We start from the raw sequence: 15,753 nt of genomic DNA, 5'->3' as shown, positions 1-15,753 counted from the left end.
GCGGCGTCCGAGCCGCCGGGAAGCGGAGCCATGCCCGCACACATGCCCGCGCACCTGTCCGCTCACCACGCGGTCCCCCACCGTCCGTCGCGCGTGCGTTCCTCGCGCGTCCTCGTCCTCGTGCTGTCCTGCCTGCTGCTGAGTCTGGTCCCCACGACCTTCAGGGCACAGGCCGCGACAGCGATCTGCAACACGTACTGCGACGCGCGCGATCCGGCCGCCGCGCCCTCGGAGCGCGTGCCCGTCAGCGCCTCGATCTACTCCCGCAGCATTCAACTTCATGTGGATGACAACGATGCCATGGGCTGGGCGTCCATCGGCAACGGCAGTCCGGGCGACGAGGTCTGGCTCGACCGGTCCTTCGACGGCGGCGCCACCTGGACGAACGGCAGCAAGCTCGGCGACACCGTCACGCCCGCGGCCAACAGCGGCTGGCGCACGCTGATGTACAACGTGGACGACTGGAACACCAACGGGGTCGGCGCGCTGCGCGCCTGCGGCAAGGCGGGCGACCGGCCCGAGATCGCCTGCACCCAGTGGGCCAGGTCCAACTGGAACGCCTGGAGCCAGAGCACGGCCGCCGCCACCGCGCTGATGATGAAGTGGGACCGCGGCACCGGGCTGTTCGGCGGCAACGGCTGGTGGACCGCGGCCAACGCGCTCACCTCGGTGATCGACAACATCCGCACCAGCGGCATGCCCAGCTACGGCTACGCGGTCTCGCGCACCTACGACCTCAACGTCAACGCGCGCGAGGGCCAGTTCAGGAACGACTACCTGGACGACACCGGCTGGTGGGGCCTGGCCTGGGTCGACGCGTACGACCTGACCGGCGACAGCCGCTACCTGAACACCGCCCGCGCCGACGCCGACCACATGTTCGGCTACTGGACGAGCAAGTGCGGCGGCGGAGTGCAGTGGAACGAGACGAACGCGTACAAGAACGCCATCACCAACGAGCTGTACCTCCAGCTCAACGCCGCGCTCCACAACCGGATCTCCGGTGACAGCGTCTATCTCGGGCGGGCGCGGAGCGAGTGGAGCTGGTTCCAGAGCAGCGGGATGATCAACTCCTCGCACCTGGTCAACGACGGGCTCAATGACTCCTGCGTCAACAACGGCCAGCCGACGTGGACGTACAACCAGGGCGTGATCCTCGGCGGTCTGAGCGAGCTGTACAAGGCGACCGGCGACAGCGGGCTGCTGACCACCGCGCGCACCCTCGGCAACGCCTCGACCACGTCCACCGCGGTCAACTCCGGCGGGGTGCTGCGCGAGCCGGGCGAGGGCGACTCGTGCGACAACGACGGCGCGTCGTTCAAGGGCGCGTACGTCCGGGGGCTGCGCGACCTCAACAAGCAGCTCTCCGACCGTCCGTACAGCGGGTATCTGCGCACGCAGGCGAACGCGGCGCACGCCAACGACCGCAACGCGCTGGACGTGTACGGGCCGCACTGGAACGGGCCGCTGGCCGGGACCGGTTACGGCTGCCAGCAGAGCGCGCTGGACGCGCTCACCGCGTCCGAGGCGAGCTGACGTCTCCGCCGCGAGCGTCACACGCCGCCGCCCGCCCCGGAGTCCGGGACGGGCGGCGGCTCTCTGTGCGCGGGCGCGGCCTCGGATTCGGCCTCGGATTCGGCCTCGGCCTCGGATTCGGCCTCGGTATCGGCCTCAGCCGACCGACAGGGCGAACACGTGGAAGCCGCTGTCGTTCGGCAGCGTCACCGTGGCGACCGTCTTGGCCGGGTCGAGCGCGCCGCCCGTGGTGTACAGGCTGACGGCGTGGTCGCCGAGCGTGTCACCGGGCGGGCGGTTCCAGTTGGCCGTGGTGACCGCCAACTGGCTGTTGCCGCTGGCCGCGTTGCTGTACCAGTCGGGCAGGACGACCGCGAGGTCCGCGCTCGTGCCGTCGGTGTAGGTCACCTTGACCGTCCCGGCGTGCGTGGAGCTGATGCCCGTGCCGAGCAGGCCCAGGCGGGTGCCCTGGCCCCGCAACCGGATCACCTGTCCGGCCGCCGCCACGTTGTCGGGCTGGCCCGGCTGCGTGTCCGGCCAGGTGTACGGCAGTCCGCCCGCGGTCACCGTGGCGCCCGGCGTGTAGCCGACCGCCGCCAGTTGGGTGGCGGAGAAGCTGTAACCGGCGGGGTCGAGGGTGCCGGTACTCGGATCGCTGTCGGCGCTGATCCCCTTGTTGTTGTACGCGGCGGCCGTCGTCGCGTACGGGACGGTGGTCGCGGCGTCCGCGGTCCTGCTCTGCCTGCCGCTGAGGTCGTACGTCGCCTTCCCCGTCAGTGTGGCCGCGCCCGGCACCGCGTTCGCGGGCGCCGTGACGACCCAGGTGGCGCTCACCGAGGAGTGCGGCGCGACCGTACGGCCGACGGCCTTGCCGGGTGCGGGCGTCGCCGTCCAGCCGGCCGGGACCTTCAGGCTCAGCGCGAGGTCGCGCACGGTCGAGTCGCCGGTGTTGGTGAAGGTCTGCTTCACCGGGTACGAGGCACCGGCGTCGGCGGCGGCGGGCACGGAGAGCGCGGTGTACTGCGCGCCGACCGTCCTGCTCACCGTCACCGCGGACGTCAGCGGGGTGTCGGCGGACGACTGGCCGACGTACAGCGGGTAACGGCCCTTGAGGACCGTCCAGTCGTGCGCGTCGGCGTCCCACGTCCGGAACGCGTCGGCGGACAGGGTCAGCCGTACGGTCTTCGTCCGGCCCGGCTTGAGCTGGACCTTGGCGAAGGTCTTCAGGGCTTTCGGCGGCTCGCCGGACCCGGCCGGGTGGCCGATGTAGAGCTGCACCACGTCGGTGCCGGTGCGGCGGCCGGTGTTGGTGACGTCCACCGAGACCCGGACCGGCTGGGTGCCGCGGGCGGTGGCCTCGACCCGGTCGTGGTCGACCGTGAGGCGGGACTGCTTGAAGGTGGTGTACGACAGGCCGTATCCGAACGGGAAGAGCGGGGTCTGGCCCTGCTGGTCGTACCAGCGGTAGCCGACGTCCAGGCGTTCGCTGTAGTCGTACACGCCGTTGACCGCGGGGTAGCGGCCCGGGGCTGCGGCGACGGCGGTCTGCGTGTCGGACTTCGGGAAGCTGACGGGCAGCCGGCCGCCGGGCTCGGCGTCGCCGGTGAGCAGCGCGGCCAGCGCGTTGCCGTCCTCCTGGCCCGGATACCACATGTCGAGCACGGCGGGGACGTCGGCGAGCCACGGCATGAGCACCGGCGCCCCGGCCCTGACGACCACGACGGTACGGGGGTTGGCGGCGGCGACCGCGCGGATCAGGTCGTCCTCGTTGCCGGGGAGCGCCAGCGTCGTACGGTCGGAGCCCTCGCTGGAGGAGTCGCCGACCACGACGACGGCCGCGTCGGCCTTGGCGGCGGCGTCGGCCGCGGCCTGGATGGTCGGGTCGGGCAGTCCTGCCCCGGACCAGCCGATGGTCACCGAGGCGTTCTGGGCGCTGTCGTAGTACTCCACGCGCAGGCTGTGCGGTTCGCCCGCGGTGAGCTGGACGGGCGCGCTCTTGACCGTACTGGCCGCGTGGTCGGACCAGTTGTCGACGATGAGCTGTCCGTCGAGGTAGATCCGGCTGCCGTCGTCACTGGTCGCGGAGAAGGTGTACGCGGCTGTGGCGGGCGCGGTGACCGTGCCGGTCCAGCGGGCGGAGAAGTTGTCGACGGGGATGCCGTCGGCCGGGGAGCCGAGGACCCAGTCGAAGTCGATGTCCGGGTCGTCGCGGGTGACCGCGGGCGTCCCGGAGAGCGTCTTGTTCGCGAAGTACTCGCCCTTGAGGCCGGTGAGCGCGGAGGCCGGGATCGCCGGGAAGCCGCCGGCGCCGCCCGCCTTCACCGAGGTGACGTCGACTCCGCTGCCCAGCCTGGCCTTCAGCCCCGAGACCGGGTCGACCTTCTTGTACGGGGTGACCGCGGAGCTGCCTCCGCCGCCGGTGACCGCGGTCTCGGCGTTCGGGCCGATGACGGCCAGGGACTTCAGCTTCCTGGTGTCCAGCGGCAGGGTGCTGCCGCTGTTCTTCAGCAGGACGCTGCCGTCCTCGGCCGCCTTGCGCGCGAAGGCGCTGTCGGCCTCGTAGTCGACGGTGGTGGGGGTCTTGCCCTCGAACTGCCCGGTGCGGAACTCCAGTCGCAGGATGCGGCGGGCCGCGTCGTCCAGGACGGACTGCGGCACCTGGCCGGCCGCGACGGCCGCCGGAAGCTGCTGGAAGTAGGTGGTGCCGCTGAACTCCTGGTCGAGACCGGCCAGCGCGGAGGCCACGGTGCTGTGGTTGGCCGGGTAGTCGGTGTCGACGACGCCGTCGTACTTCCAGGTGTCGATCAGGATGTCGCGCAGGATCTGCGCGTTCTCGCAGGCGTAGGTGCCGTTGACCTTGTTGTAGGCGCACATCAGGGACCAGACGTGGGCGTCCTTGACGGCCTTCTCGAAGGCGGGCAGGTAGATCTCGTGCAGCGTGCGCTCGTCGATGTTCGAGCTGGTCGTCGTGCGGCCGTTCTCCTGGTTGTTGCCCGCGTAGTGCTTGACCTGCGCGGCGACGCCCTGCTTCTGGATGCCGTCGATCTCGGACGCGCCGATGTCACCGGCCAGCGCCGGGTCCTCGCCGAAGGTCTCGAAGTCGCGCCCGCCGAGCGGGGTGCGCACGATGTTCACCATGGGGCCGTAGATGACCTGGTAGCCGCGGGACTTGGCCTCCGAGCCCATCACCGTGCCGTACCGCCTGGCGAGTTCGGTGTCGAAGGACGCGGCCAGCGAGACCGGGGACGGCAGCGCGGTGGCGGGCTGCCCGTCGCGTACGCCGCCGGGGCCGTCGGTGAACTGCGTGCCGGGGATGCCGAGGCGGTCGATGCCCGGTATGTAGCCGGTGGCGTGCGACCCGCTCGGCACGCCCACCGCCGTCATGAGCGTGGCCTTCTCGGTGTTGGTCATCTGCCCGAGCAGCAGGTCGATCCGTTTCTCCAGCGGGAGCCGGGAGTTGAGCCAGGGTCGCTGCCCGGCTCCGGCGGGCCCGGTGCTGCCGGACGCGGGTCCTGCCAGCGCCAGCGGTACGGCGAGGGCGGTGACAGCGGCTGCTGCGACCGCGAGACGAGCCATGCGCATACGTTCTCCAAAGGGGCGTCATTGCCGGCGAATTCAGGAGGTGAACGCAAACGCCTCGAAGTCTGCGCTCACCCAGGAAGAGCGTCAAGAACATGAACACGACACGCTGTTCTGAACGCGCCGACCCTTCGGGTCCCGGCGTCCGTCCCGGTTCCGGCGGCCGGGACGGGGGCGGGGCGGTGGCGGGGCCTTCCCTGGCGGCGGGGCCTTCCTTGGGGGCAGGGCCTTCCGCGGCGGCGCGGTCTTCCACGGCGGCGGGGCCTTCTGCGGTGGCGGGGGTCACAGGGGGCAGGGTGGCTCCGGAGCGGGGCGCGGGGGATCATGGGTGCGGACGACGGGCGGGCGAGCGGAGGTACGGGCGTGACGGCGGCGTTGGTGGTGCAGCACGGGGCATCCGGAGGGCCCGGCCGATGGGAGGGCTGGCTCGGCGAGGGCGGCGTCGGCGTGGACGTGGTCGCCGCGTACGACGGCGAGAAGGTGCCCGAGCGGCTGGGGCGGCGCCCCCTGATCGTGCTCGGCGGCGGCTATCTGCCCGACGACGACGAGCGGGCCCCGTGGCTGGCGGCCACGCGCGAGCTGGTGCGGCAGGCGCTGGAGGCCGGCACACCGGTGTTCGGGATCTGCCTGGGCGGCCAGATGCTGGCGCAGGTCGCGGGCGGCGCGGTGCGCGGCGCGCACGGGCGGCCCGAATTCGGCAGCACGACCTTGACGCTGCGTCAGGAGGCCGCGGACGACCCGCTGTTCACCGGGCTGCCCGAGCATCCCACCGCGATCGAGAACCATGTGGACGCCATCGTCGAACTCCCCGACGGCGCGCGGTGGCTGGCCGAGAGCGAGCGCTGCCCGTACCAGGCGTTCCGGGTCGGCGAGAACGCCTGGGGCGTCCAGTTCCACCCGGAGACCACGGCGGACCGCATCCGCGGGTGGAACGTCGAACGCCTGCGGCGGCACGGCGTGGACCGCGACGAGCTGCACCGCGCCGCCGTGCGGGACGACGCGGCCGCGGCCGACGTATGGCGTCAGGTGGCGTTGCGCTTCGCCGCCGTCGCGTCGGCGGCGTGATCACCTCGCGCGGGTGAGCGCGGGGGAACGCGGTCACGCCGCGTACCGCACGACGGCCCCTGTGCCGTGCCGGGCGGCGGGCCTTGCCGCAGGGCGCTTCACAGGGTCCGTGCGGATGTCACTCCACGCGGCGTAGATCCTCGGCCCACTCCAGTGACACGAGCACCGTCTCGACCCTGGAGCGCAGCCCCAGCTTCCGGGTGATGCTCGTCAGATGCGCCTTCACGGTGCGCTCGGCGATACCGAGCCGGGAGGCGAGTGCCCTGTTGCCCTCGCCGAAGCCCATGACGCTCAGTACCTCGCGCTCGCGGGGGGTGAGGGTGCTGAGCGCCGAGCGCTCCAGTGGCGCGAGACCCGCGCCGCCACCCCGTCCCCTGTCGAACCGACTCAATCCTTGACGGTCAGTAAGAAGCTTGTCCCCGTACACGCTACTCCCCAACTCCCAATGAAGACCTTCAACGCAGAAGGTGCCGAATGGGCTGAACACGCCAATCGCCCGACCGAATTTGACCGTTCATATCGTCACTCCCTTCGCCGGGCTTCATGAGCTCGCGGTGATCGGCCGGATATTGACGCTCCGCCCACTCCCCGACAGTAAACAACGGGGGCTGTCCGCCGCCCGGTTCAGGCGAGGCAATCACGTGACCTACGCCACATACGTGACACCTCGATCCAGGTTTAGCAGCGGCGATGCGTCAACTCCCCAGGCCAGAGGGGCAGTTGTATGACATGGTTGAAAGCCGGTCGCAATTCGCGCGGGAGCGCTCCCGCTTCTCATTGACGCTCCGTCAGCCCGGTGGAGGCGCGTGCCGGCGGCACATGTCCGGTCATTCGACACGCGGGCATTCGGCACCCGCGAATCGGCGCCGCGCGCGCTCATACGATTGCGCGTGGCACCGAAGCCGCTTCGAGCCCGCTTCGATGTCGCTTCGAAGCCGCGCGCATAGGGATATCCCTACGGATTTCCGGCGGGCCTTACTTCCTGTGAGCGCACTGTGCAGACTCCCACCCGGGGTGCCACCCACGCCACCCGCCTTCCGACCCTCCGCCGTCGGCTCATCCGCCTACCCCACAAGAGGATCCGATGAGAAACAGACTTCTGTCCCTGGTCGCCGCCGCGGGCGTCCTCGTCGCGGGCGGCGCGGTCGCCGCGGCGCCCGCGCAGGCCGCACCACCCCCACGGACCGCCCCTCACGCCGCACCGGCCGCCTGCACCCCCACCCAGGTGATCGCCAACGGCGGTTTCGAGTCCGGCAGTTCACCCTGGACGAGCTCCACCGGAGTGATCACCACCGGCGGCGGGCAGAGCGCGCACGCGGGCACCCAGTTCGCCTGGCTGAACGGGTACGGCTCCACGCACACCGAGAGCCTGTCGCAGGCCGTCACGATCCCCGCCGGGTGCTCGGCCGCCAGCCTGACCTTCTGGCTGCACATCGACACCGCGGAGACCACGACCACCACCGCCTACGACAAGCTGACCGCGAAGATCGGCAGCACCACGCTGGCGACGTACTCCAACCTCGACGCGGCCACCGGCTATGTGCAGCGGACCGTCGACGTGTCCGCGTTCGTCGGGCAGAGCGTCACCCTCGCCTTCACCGGCACCGAGGACTCCGGCCTCCAGACCAGCTTCGTCCTGGACGACATCGCGCTGAACACCTCGGGCGACACCACACCGCCCCCGGCGGCCGACGCGACCCGTACGCCCGCGGCGCCCGCGTACACCGTCAGCCTGACCAGCGACACGACCGGCGGCACCTGGAACGGCCACGAGAGCGTGAACTTCACCAACGCCTCGGCCACGCCGCTCACCGAGGTGTACCTGCGGCTGTGGGACAACTACCACGGCAGTTGCCCGACGACGCCGATCACCGTCACCAACGTGACCGGCGGCACCGCGTCCGCCCTGACGGTCAACTGCACCGCGCTGAAGGTGACGCTGCCCGCGGCGCTGGCCCAGGGGCAGAGCGGCACGGTCGGGTTCGACCTGAAGATCGTGGTGCCCAGCGGGGCCGACCGGTTCGGCAAGGACGGCTCCTTCAGCTTCATCGGCAACGCGCTGCCGGTGCTGGCGATCCGGGACGCGGCGGGCTGGCACCTCGACCCGTACACCAACAACGGCGAGGCGTTCTACTCGCTGGCCGCCGACTTCTCGGTGACGCTCGACCACCCGACGGGCATCTCCGTCCCGGCGACCGGCACCTCGGTGGACACCCCCGGCGCCTCCGGCCGCACCGTCACCAAGGCGACGGCGAGCAAGGTCCGCGACTTCGCCTGGGCCGCGGGCCCGTTCAGCAAGGTCTCCGGTACGTCGCCGGGCGGCGTGAAGGTCAACGTGTACGCGGTGAGCGGCATCAGCACCGCCAACTCCAACTCCATGCTGACCGTTTCGGAGAACGCGGTGGACGCGCACGCGGGCCGCTTCGGCGCCTACCCGTACAGCGAGATCGACGCGGTGCTGGACAACAACTTCTGGTTCGGCGGGATGGAGTACCCGGGCTTCGTGCTCGACCTGGTCGACACCACCGCGCTGACCCACGAGATCGGGCACCAGTGGTGGTACGGGATCGTCGGCGACGACGAGTACAACAGCCCGTGGCTGGACGAGTCGTTCGCGGACTACTCCACCGACCTGGCGCTCGGCAAGACCGGCGCGAGCTGCTGGAACAGCGTCTCCTGGGCGTCCTCCGCCGAGAAGATCACCAACTCGATGGCGTACTGGGACGCGCACTCCTCGCGCTACGGCACGGTCGTCTATAACTACGGCAAGTGCGCCCTGCACGACCTGCGGCGCCTCATCGGTGACAGCGCGATGACCCAACTCCTGCGCGGCTACGCGCAGTCGCACTGGTACGGCGTCTCCACCACCGCGGAGTTCAAGGCCGCGGCCCAGGCGGCGACCACGGTCGACCTGACGTCCTTCTGGACGCAGCACAGGATCGACGGCTAGGGCCTGTCCGGCGGATCAACGCCCGGGGCCGCGCCACCGGCCCCGGGCCGCCGGCCCTCAAGGCCGAGGGGCCGGGTCCGGGTCCAGGCCCGGCCGGGACCCGGCCCCTCACTTCTCGCCCCCGTCCGGGAGCCGCGGCGGTTCCCGGACGGGGTGCCCCACACGCGACGCCTCCGACGACCGTCACGCCTTCTTGACAGGTGCACGATCGAAGCTGATGATCGGGGCCCACGCCGTGTCGGGAGGGCCCCGGGCATGACAGAAGCGACGCGTTCCGCAGGCAGGACCGCCGCCCGCCCCACCCCCACGAGGCGGGCTGCGGTCCGCAGCCGCGCCGCGCTGATGACCGCCGCGCGGGCCGCACTCGGCGGCGGCGCCGGTGTCCTGCTCACCGGCCCCGCCGGAATCGGCCGCAGCACCCTGCTGACGGCGCTGGCCGACGAACACGCCGCGGCCGGCCACCGCGTCCTGCGCTGCGCGCCCTCCCCCGCCGAGCGGCACCTGCCGTACGTCGGCCTCATCGACCTGCTGTCCGACGTCGGGGACAGCGCCTTCGCCGACCTCCCGGCGCCGGAACGCGACGCGCTGCGCGCCGCCCTGCGCCGCCCGCCCGCAGCGGCCGGGGCCGCTCCCCCCGACCCGCTCACCCTGCGCCTGGCCCTGCTCCGCCTGCTCACCGCGCTCTGCGCCCGCTCCCCCGTCCTGCTGGCCGTGGACGACGTCCAGTGGCTCGACGCACCGACCGCCGCCCTCCTCGCCTTCGCCACCCGCCGCGCCGCCCGCCTGCCGCTGACCACCGCCGCCGCCCTCCGCGCGGACGGCGCCGCGTGGACGGGAGCCGAAGGGGCCGCGGTGCTGGACGTGCCGCCGATGACCGAGCGGGAGGTGGCCGAACTGCTCGGCGGGCGCGCGGTGGCGGCCCGCGTGCACGCCGAGAGCGGCGGAAACCCTTACGTGGCGCTGGAGTTGACCCGCGCGCTCGGCGAGGGCGATACGGCGGGGCCGCTCCCCGTACCCCGTTCGCTGCGCGAGTCGCTGCTCGGCCGGGTGTCAGGTCTCACGGCCGGGGCTCGGACCACGGTGCTCGCCGCGAGCGCCGCCGAGCGGCCGACCGTACGCTTGTTGCGCCGGGCGGGGCGGGAGAACGCGGTGGCCGAACTGGCCGAGGCGGTACGGCAGGGGGTCGTGGAGCCGGTGCCGGACGGCGGGGCGGTGCGCTTCGTACCGCCGCTGCTGGCGCGGGTGGTGTACGAGGACGCGGAGCCCGACGAGCGGCGGCGGGTGCACACGGCGCTCGCGGCGGCGGCCGGTGATCCGGTCGAACGGGCCCACCACCTGGCGTCGTTGACGCCCGGCTGGGACGCGGAGGTGGCCGCCGCGCTGTCGGCGGCGGCGACCGCGGCGCGCCGCCGGGGCTCCCCCGCGACCGCGGCGAGACTCGGGCGGCTCGCGGCCGACCGCACTCCGCCGGGGGACGCGGCGGCCGAGACCGACCGGCTGCTGACGGCGGCGGAGGACGCGGTCGCGGCGGGCGACTACCCGCTGGCCCGCCGTATCGCGCACGAGGTGCTGCACGAACCGCCGGCCGAACCGGGCAGGCCCGCGGACCGGGTCAGGGCGTGGATGGTCATCGTGGACTCGTGCGGCCAGGCGATGGCCGAAGTGGCGGACGTCTTCCCGCAGGCGCTCGAGGACGCGCGGGACGACCCGCGGCTGCTGGCCCAGTTGCACCACCGGATGAGCTGGCGGGCCTGGATGGTGGAGGGCACGGCGGTCAAGGCGCATACGCACGCGGCGCGTTCGGCCGTACTGGCCAGGAGCGCGGGCGACCGCCGCACCGAACTGTCGGCGCTCAGCCAGCAGGCGGCCGTCGAGTTCTACCTCGGCCGCCCGGAGGCCGAGGACACCCTGGCCGCCGCGCTGGCGGGGCCGCAGGACCCGCGCGTGCTCTTCGACCACAACGGCCCGGTCTTCCTCAAGCACCGCCGCCATCTGCTGCACGACCGGCTGGACGACGCGCGGACCGAACTGCGGGCGCTGGTCTACACGGTACGGCGGCGCGGCTCGGCCGAGAGCCTGTGCCAGTGCCTGTCGGGCCTCGCCCAGGTGGAGATCCTGCGGGGCCGCTGCGAACGCGCCCTCGACCTGGCCCACCAGAGCCTGCGGATCGCGGAGCAGGGCGGGCTGAGCCAGGGCCCCGCCTGGTACGCGGTCGCGCTCGCGGAGGCGGCGGGCGGCGGTACGGAACGGGCGCTGGCCGCCGCCGACCGGGCCAGACGGCACAGCGAGGACGACGACGACCAGCTCTTCCTGCCCAGGGCGCTGCACGCGGAGGGCCATGTGCGGCTGCTGCGCGGCGAGACGGCCGCGGCCGTGCACGCGCTCCAGCGGGCCAGGCTGCTGGAGACGGGACAGGGGCAGGGCGATCCGGCGATGCGCCGCTGGCAGGCGGACCTCGCCGAAGCACTGGTCAGGTCGGGCGCCACCGACGAGGCCGCCGACCTGGTCGCCGCGACCCGCGCGCAGGCCGCCCGGCTCGGCCGCCGCGGGCTGCTCGCCGTGCTCGACAGGGCCGCCGCGCTGGTCACCGAGGCGCGCGGCGACTCGGACGCGGCGGTGGCCCAACTCGGCGCGGCCGTCACCACGTTGACCGCGCTGCCGTATCCGCTGGAGGAGGGCAGGGCGCGGCTGGCGCTGGGACGGCTGCACGCCAGGCGCGGCAATCCGCGGGCCGCGCGGGCCGCGCTCGACGCGGCGGCGCGGGTCTTCCGCGCGGCCCGCGCGCACCCGTGGCTGGCGCTGACCGACGCCGAGGCCGACCGCGTCGACCGCGATGACCGGCTCGACCGGCTCGGCGGGTACGACCGCGTCGACCCGCCGGGCCGTGCGCACGACCGGGCCGCGCCGCTCACCGCGCTCAGCGACGCCGAGCGCCGGGTCGCCGCGCTGGCGGCGCGCGGCGCGAGCAACCGGGAGATCGCCGCGACCCTGGTGATCAGCGTCAAGACCGTCGAGGCCGCCCTCACCCGCGCCTACCGCAAGCTCAGCGTCCGCTCCCGCGTCGATCTGGCCAGGGTCGCCCTCGACCACCCGGCCGCCGACCGCCACGAGGTCTGACGGCGAGCGTGCGTACGTGACGCGAACACGGCCTCGCGGCACGTACGGAGGTGCCGACGTACCGACGTACGGCCCTACGGACCCGCGGACCCGCGGACTTGGGGGAGAACGCCGAGGGGCGCCCCGCCCGGTCGGCGGAACACCCCTTCGTACGAGCGAGTCGGCCGCCCCCGTGAACGACCGGCCCGCCTCGCCCTGTGCCTGACGCGAGGTCAGTGCATCCAGAGCAGGTAGAAGTTGTTGGTGCCCAACTCACAGATGTAGACCGGGCCGTGGATGGGCGCGTTGGCCTGTGCCTGGGCGACACACGACGCGTAGGTCGGGAAGTAGCCCATGAACATGAAGCCGCTGCCGGGCGGCGGGGAAGCCTGGGCCGCGCCGGCGAAGACGCCGAGGCCGAGCAGGGCGGTGGCCACCAGCGTTCCGGTGCGGGCCATCAGTCGCTTGGTCATGTGCACAACTCCTTTCCGGGCAGGCGGAAGCGCCTGCGGGGGGAGGGAAGGGGCTTGCGTGTGCGGATCAGACGTCCAGATCAGAGCTGTTCGGGCCGCGCGCCGTGATCGAACGTTAGCCGTTGACTACAGGCCGCAGCAATAGGTCTAGGCCAATGTGTGACAGCAGCCGACGGATGGCCCTCGTGGGTCAGGTGAGGCGCAGTGCCGCCTCGCGGACGGCCAGCGTGTCCTGCCTGACCTCGCGCAGACCGGGCAGCGCGGCGCCACCCCCGACGCCGCCCTCGACACCCCCGCCGACCCCGATCCCGGCACCGACCCCGACCCCGGCCCCGCCGCTGCCGTCCCCGCGCAGGCTCCCCGCCCACGCCACCAGCTGCCGACGGAAACCCGTACGCCCCGGCTCCGCCGTGTACGTGCGCCGCGTCCCGAGGCCCGGCCCGGCGTCCCAGGTGTCGACGTGCAAAGTGGCCGCCTCGTCGCGGGCGTACGGCGAGGGCAGGGTGAGCGTGGCCACCGAGTCCTCCGCCACGCACTCCAGCGTCTCCCGGTAGCGGCGGTGCCCGGGCAGCCGTACATGGGTGAGGTCGACCAGCAGGCCGTCGGCCGGGCGCCAGCGCGCGCTCACCGCGCTCGTACCCGCCCAGCCGGTGGCGTCGAGCAGCCGCCCGTGCAGCCGCAGGTCCCCGCCCGCCAGGATCGCGTGCACCAGATTGACCTGGTGGATCAGCGAGCCGCCGAGGCCGCGGGCGTACGCCTCACGCCGCCGCGCCGCCACCGCCGCGCCCGCCGTCGCCTCCGTCGCCTCCGCCGTCACCTCCGTCGCTCCGGGGCCGAGCGCGCGGGCCAGCGCCGCCTCGGCCGGCGGCGGCTGCGGGCCGAAGGGCGGCGGCGGATACGGCAGCAGGTGCTCGACCTGGTGCGGCGCGTTGGGGTCGTGGATGTCGGCGGTGATCCGGCGGACGGCGGGCAGGTGCTCCCGGCAGTGGTCGAGGAAGCGGGCCACGACCGGGTCGTGCCGCTTCATGTAACCCGCCGCCACCGGCACCCCCGAGCGCCGCTCGGCCGCCGCCAGCTCGTCGATCTCCGCGAGGTCGAGGCTGACCGGTTTCTCGCAGAGCACCGGCAGGCCCCGTTCTAGACACCCCAGGACCACATCCCGGTGCGTCCACCACGGCGTGCAGACCAGCGCGGCCCGCGCCCCGGCCCGTACCGCCTCGTCCAGCGTCCGGCAGACGGCGACACCGTCCGCCGGGCGCACGCCACCGACCGGGCTCCCGGTTCCGGCCGGTGTCACCCCACCGGCCCCGTCCGCCGCACAGGACCCGGCACCCGCCCGCGTACCGGGAAACCAGGCCCGTACGGCCGCGGTGTGCGCCGGATCGGGGTCGATGACGGCGACCGGGCGCAGCAGCTCCGGGAGGTCCCGCATCTCGCGCAGATGCGCCGCGTGCGCCACCTTGCCCGCGCCGATCAACGCCACGGGAACCGGTTGTCCCATCGGTCCGCACCCCTTTTCCGTCTCTCTCCCAGCGCATCACACGGCGGGCGGCGCGCGCCCGCCGGGGTGAGGGTCACTGGCGTGGCGACCGATGGTGCCCGACCATGTATGCGTGGAGGTGCGACGATGCGGTGGCCAGTGTCAAAAACAGGTATTGACATGCCGACGTGTGCCCAAGAGGATGTTTCCCACGTTGGCGCCCTGCGCCTCCGCACCCATTCGACGCGGGCGACGAATAGGCGATGTGCAACCGGAAAAGTCGCACTTGCGGGCTTCCGGTCGCCGGGCCGCGCCGGTAATACCCCTCACTCCTGGAAGCACTCATGGAACCGGCGGCGAACACTCGTCCGCCGGCTTAGGACAGAACCGTTGCTAGAGTCGCTTCGGGTGCTGTCGGCACGCCGCGGGCCGACCCACGGGACCGGTCCGCGGTGACGAGAGGGGGCTAGCCGTGGCGGGAGTTGTTCGCAGTGGCGGGGCGGATGCCGAGGACATCGGTCTCGCTCTGTACCAGACGCTGCGCACCAACGGATCCATAGCCCCGGAGAAGGCGGCCGCGGGCATCGGGCTGACCGACGCCGAGGCCAGGGCCGGTTGGTCGGAGCTGCGGGAGCTGGGGCTCATACGCGCCGGTCGGGTGCCGGAGGAGGTCGATTCGGTGGAGCCCGACACCGCCCTGATCGGCCTGCTGGCCCGGCAGCGCGAGGCGCTCCAGGCCCAGCGCGACGAGTTGTCCTCGATCGTGCGGGCGGCCGAGTCGCTGATGGAGCGCTACCGCCCCGCGGTGTTGCGCGACGCGGCGGAGATCGAGGTGGAACTCCTCATCGGGGAAAACCGTAAGCGGCAGTCCATCGGCGATTTCAATGCGCGCATCACGGAATCCACCGGTTCGATGCATCCGGGACCGCTGCCGCCCGCCGAAGTTCTCGTGCATTCCATCGCCGCGGACAGCGCGCTTATCGAGCGGGGCGTGAAAGTCCGCGCCGTATACGGGCAGAGCATTAATTCCGCGCCACGTCAACGTAAATACCTGACGGAACTCTCGGCGGTCGGAGTCGAGGTCAGGCTGGCGACCCAGGTCCCCTTCGACCTCCTGATAGCGGATTCGCACAGCGCGCTTGTCTCGGCCAATCCCGACAACCCTTCGGGCCCCGCGGTCATCGTCCGCGGCGCGGCCCTGGTCCGGTCGTACGTGGCGCTCTACGAGGACTGCTGGCTGCGCGCGGTGCCGTACTCGGCGAAGTCGGCAGGGAGCTTCGACTCGGGGGGCGAGCTGACCGAACAGCACCGCACGACGATGCGACTTCTGGCCAACGGGCTGACAGATGAGCGGATCGCGCGCAAACTAGGGGTGTCCCTGCGCACTGTGAGTCGCCTGGTATCAGAGATCATGCGATATCTCCAGGCGGACAGCCGGTTCCAGGCGGGAGTCCTCGCTGCGGCCCATGGGCTAATTTGACCTGCGCATTCGCGCCATTGCGCACTTACGCACAACCGGAATCTGGCCTGGCCCTGTCCGATTTTGACATCATCGGCAGGGCTACGCGTACCTATCACCCCCTTGAGCGCCTGCC

General features: G+C 72.4%; 9 protein-coding genes. 5 read left to right on the top strand and 4 right to left on the bottom strand.

Annotated features, from left to right (window positions below):
* The first annotated feature begins 42 nt into the window (after positions 1–42).
* Complete coding sequence (locus tag ACFZAM_RS10110) at positions 43–1,536, top strand: glycoside hydrolase family 76 protein (RefSeq protein ID WP_391044815.1); 1,494 nt, start codon at positions 43–45, stop codon at positions 1,534–1,536.
* 135 nt (positions 1,537–1,671) lie between these two features.
* Here ACFZAM_RS10110 and ACFZAM_RS10105 read toward each other — a convergent pair whose 3' ends face one another.
* The gene (locus tag ACFZAM_RS10105; protein WP_391044464.1) at positions 1,672–5,091 is read right to left on the bottom strand and encodes a glycoside hydrolase family 3 C-terminal domain-containing protein; all 3,420 of its coding nucleotides are present in this window, start codon (positions 5,089–5,091) and stop codon (positions 1,672–1,674) included.
* Between the two features lie 366 nt (positions 5,092–5,457).
* On the opposite strand from ACFZAM_RS10105, the gene ACFZAM_RS10100 reads away from it, so the two are divergent.
* Positions 5,458–6,159 (top strand): gamma-glutamyl-gamma-aminobutyrate hydrolase family protein, encoded by a 702-nt coding sequence (locus ACFZAM_RS10100; protein WP_391044461.1) that lies wholly within the window; start codon positions 5,458–5,460, stop codon positions 6,157–6,159.
* A 118-nt stretch (positions 6,160–6,277) separates the two neighbouring features.
* Here the strand turns inward: ACFZAM_RS10100 and ACFZAM_RS10095 are convergent, their stop codons facing one another.
* Positions 6,278–6,550 carry a LuxR C-terminal-related transcriptional regulator gene (locus ACFZAM_RS10095; RefSeq protein WP_355344366.1) on the bottom strand — a complete coding sequence of 91 codons (273 nt, stop codon included), beginning with the start codon at positions 6,548–6,550 and terminating at the stop codon, positions 6,278–6,280.
* A 693-nt stretch (positions 6,551–7,243) separates the two neighbouring features.
* Here ACFZAM_RS10095 and ACFZAM_RS10090 point away from each other — a divergent pair.
* Positions 7,244–9,109: a M1 family aminopeptidase gene (locus ACFZAM_RS10090; RefSeq protein ID WP_391044459.1), complete on the top strand. Its 1,866-nt coding sequence runs from the start codon at positions 7,244–7,246 to the stop codon at positions 9,107–9,109.
* A gap of 255 nt (positions 9,110–9,364) precedes the next feature.
* Entirely contained in the window at positions 9,365–12,226 is a 2,862-nt protein-coding gene (locus ACFZAM_RS10085) for an AAA family ATPase (protein WP_391044457.1), read from the top strand.
* Between the two features lie 212 nt (positions 12,227–12,438).
* Here ACFZAM_RS10085 and ACFZAM_RS10080 read toward each other — a convergent pair whose 3' ends face one another.
* Entirely contained in the window at positions 12,439–12,678 is a 240-nt protein-coding gene (locus ACFZAM_RS10080; protein WP_355344375.1) for a hypothetical protein, read from the bottom strand.
* Between the two features lie 190 nt (positions 12,679–12,868).
* Positions 12,869–14,179 (bottom strand): Gfo/Idh/MocA family oxidoreductase, encoded by a 1,311-nt coding sequence (locus ACFZAM_RS10075; protein WP_391044455.1) that lies wholly within the window; start codon positions 14,177–14,179, stop codon positions 12,869–12,871.
* Positions 14,180–14,630: 451 nt separating this feature from the next.
* Here ACFZAM_RS10075 and ACFZAM_RS10070 point away from each other — a divergent pair, with 451 nt between their 5' ends.
* The gene (locus ACFZAM_RS10070; protein ID WP_188281775.1) at positions 14,631–15,638 is read left to right on the top strand and encodes a LuxR C-terminal-related transcriptional regulator; all 1,008 of its coding nucleotides are present in this window, start codon (positions 14,631–14,633) and stop codon (positions 15,636–15,638) included.
* Positions 15,639–15,753: the final 115 nt, after the last annotated feature.

Source organism: Streptomyces sp. NPDC008079 (genome assembly GCF_042957385.1).
Lineage (GTDB): Bacteria > Actinomycetota > Actinomycetes > Streptomycetales > Streptomycetaceae > Actinacidiphila.
The sequence above is the reverse complement of the archived record's forward strand: the minus strand, read 5'-3'. Positions and strand labels throughout refer to the sequence as shown.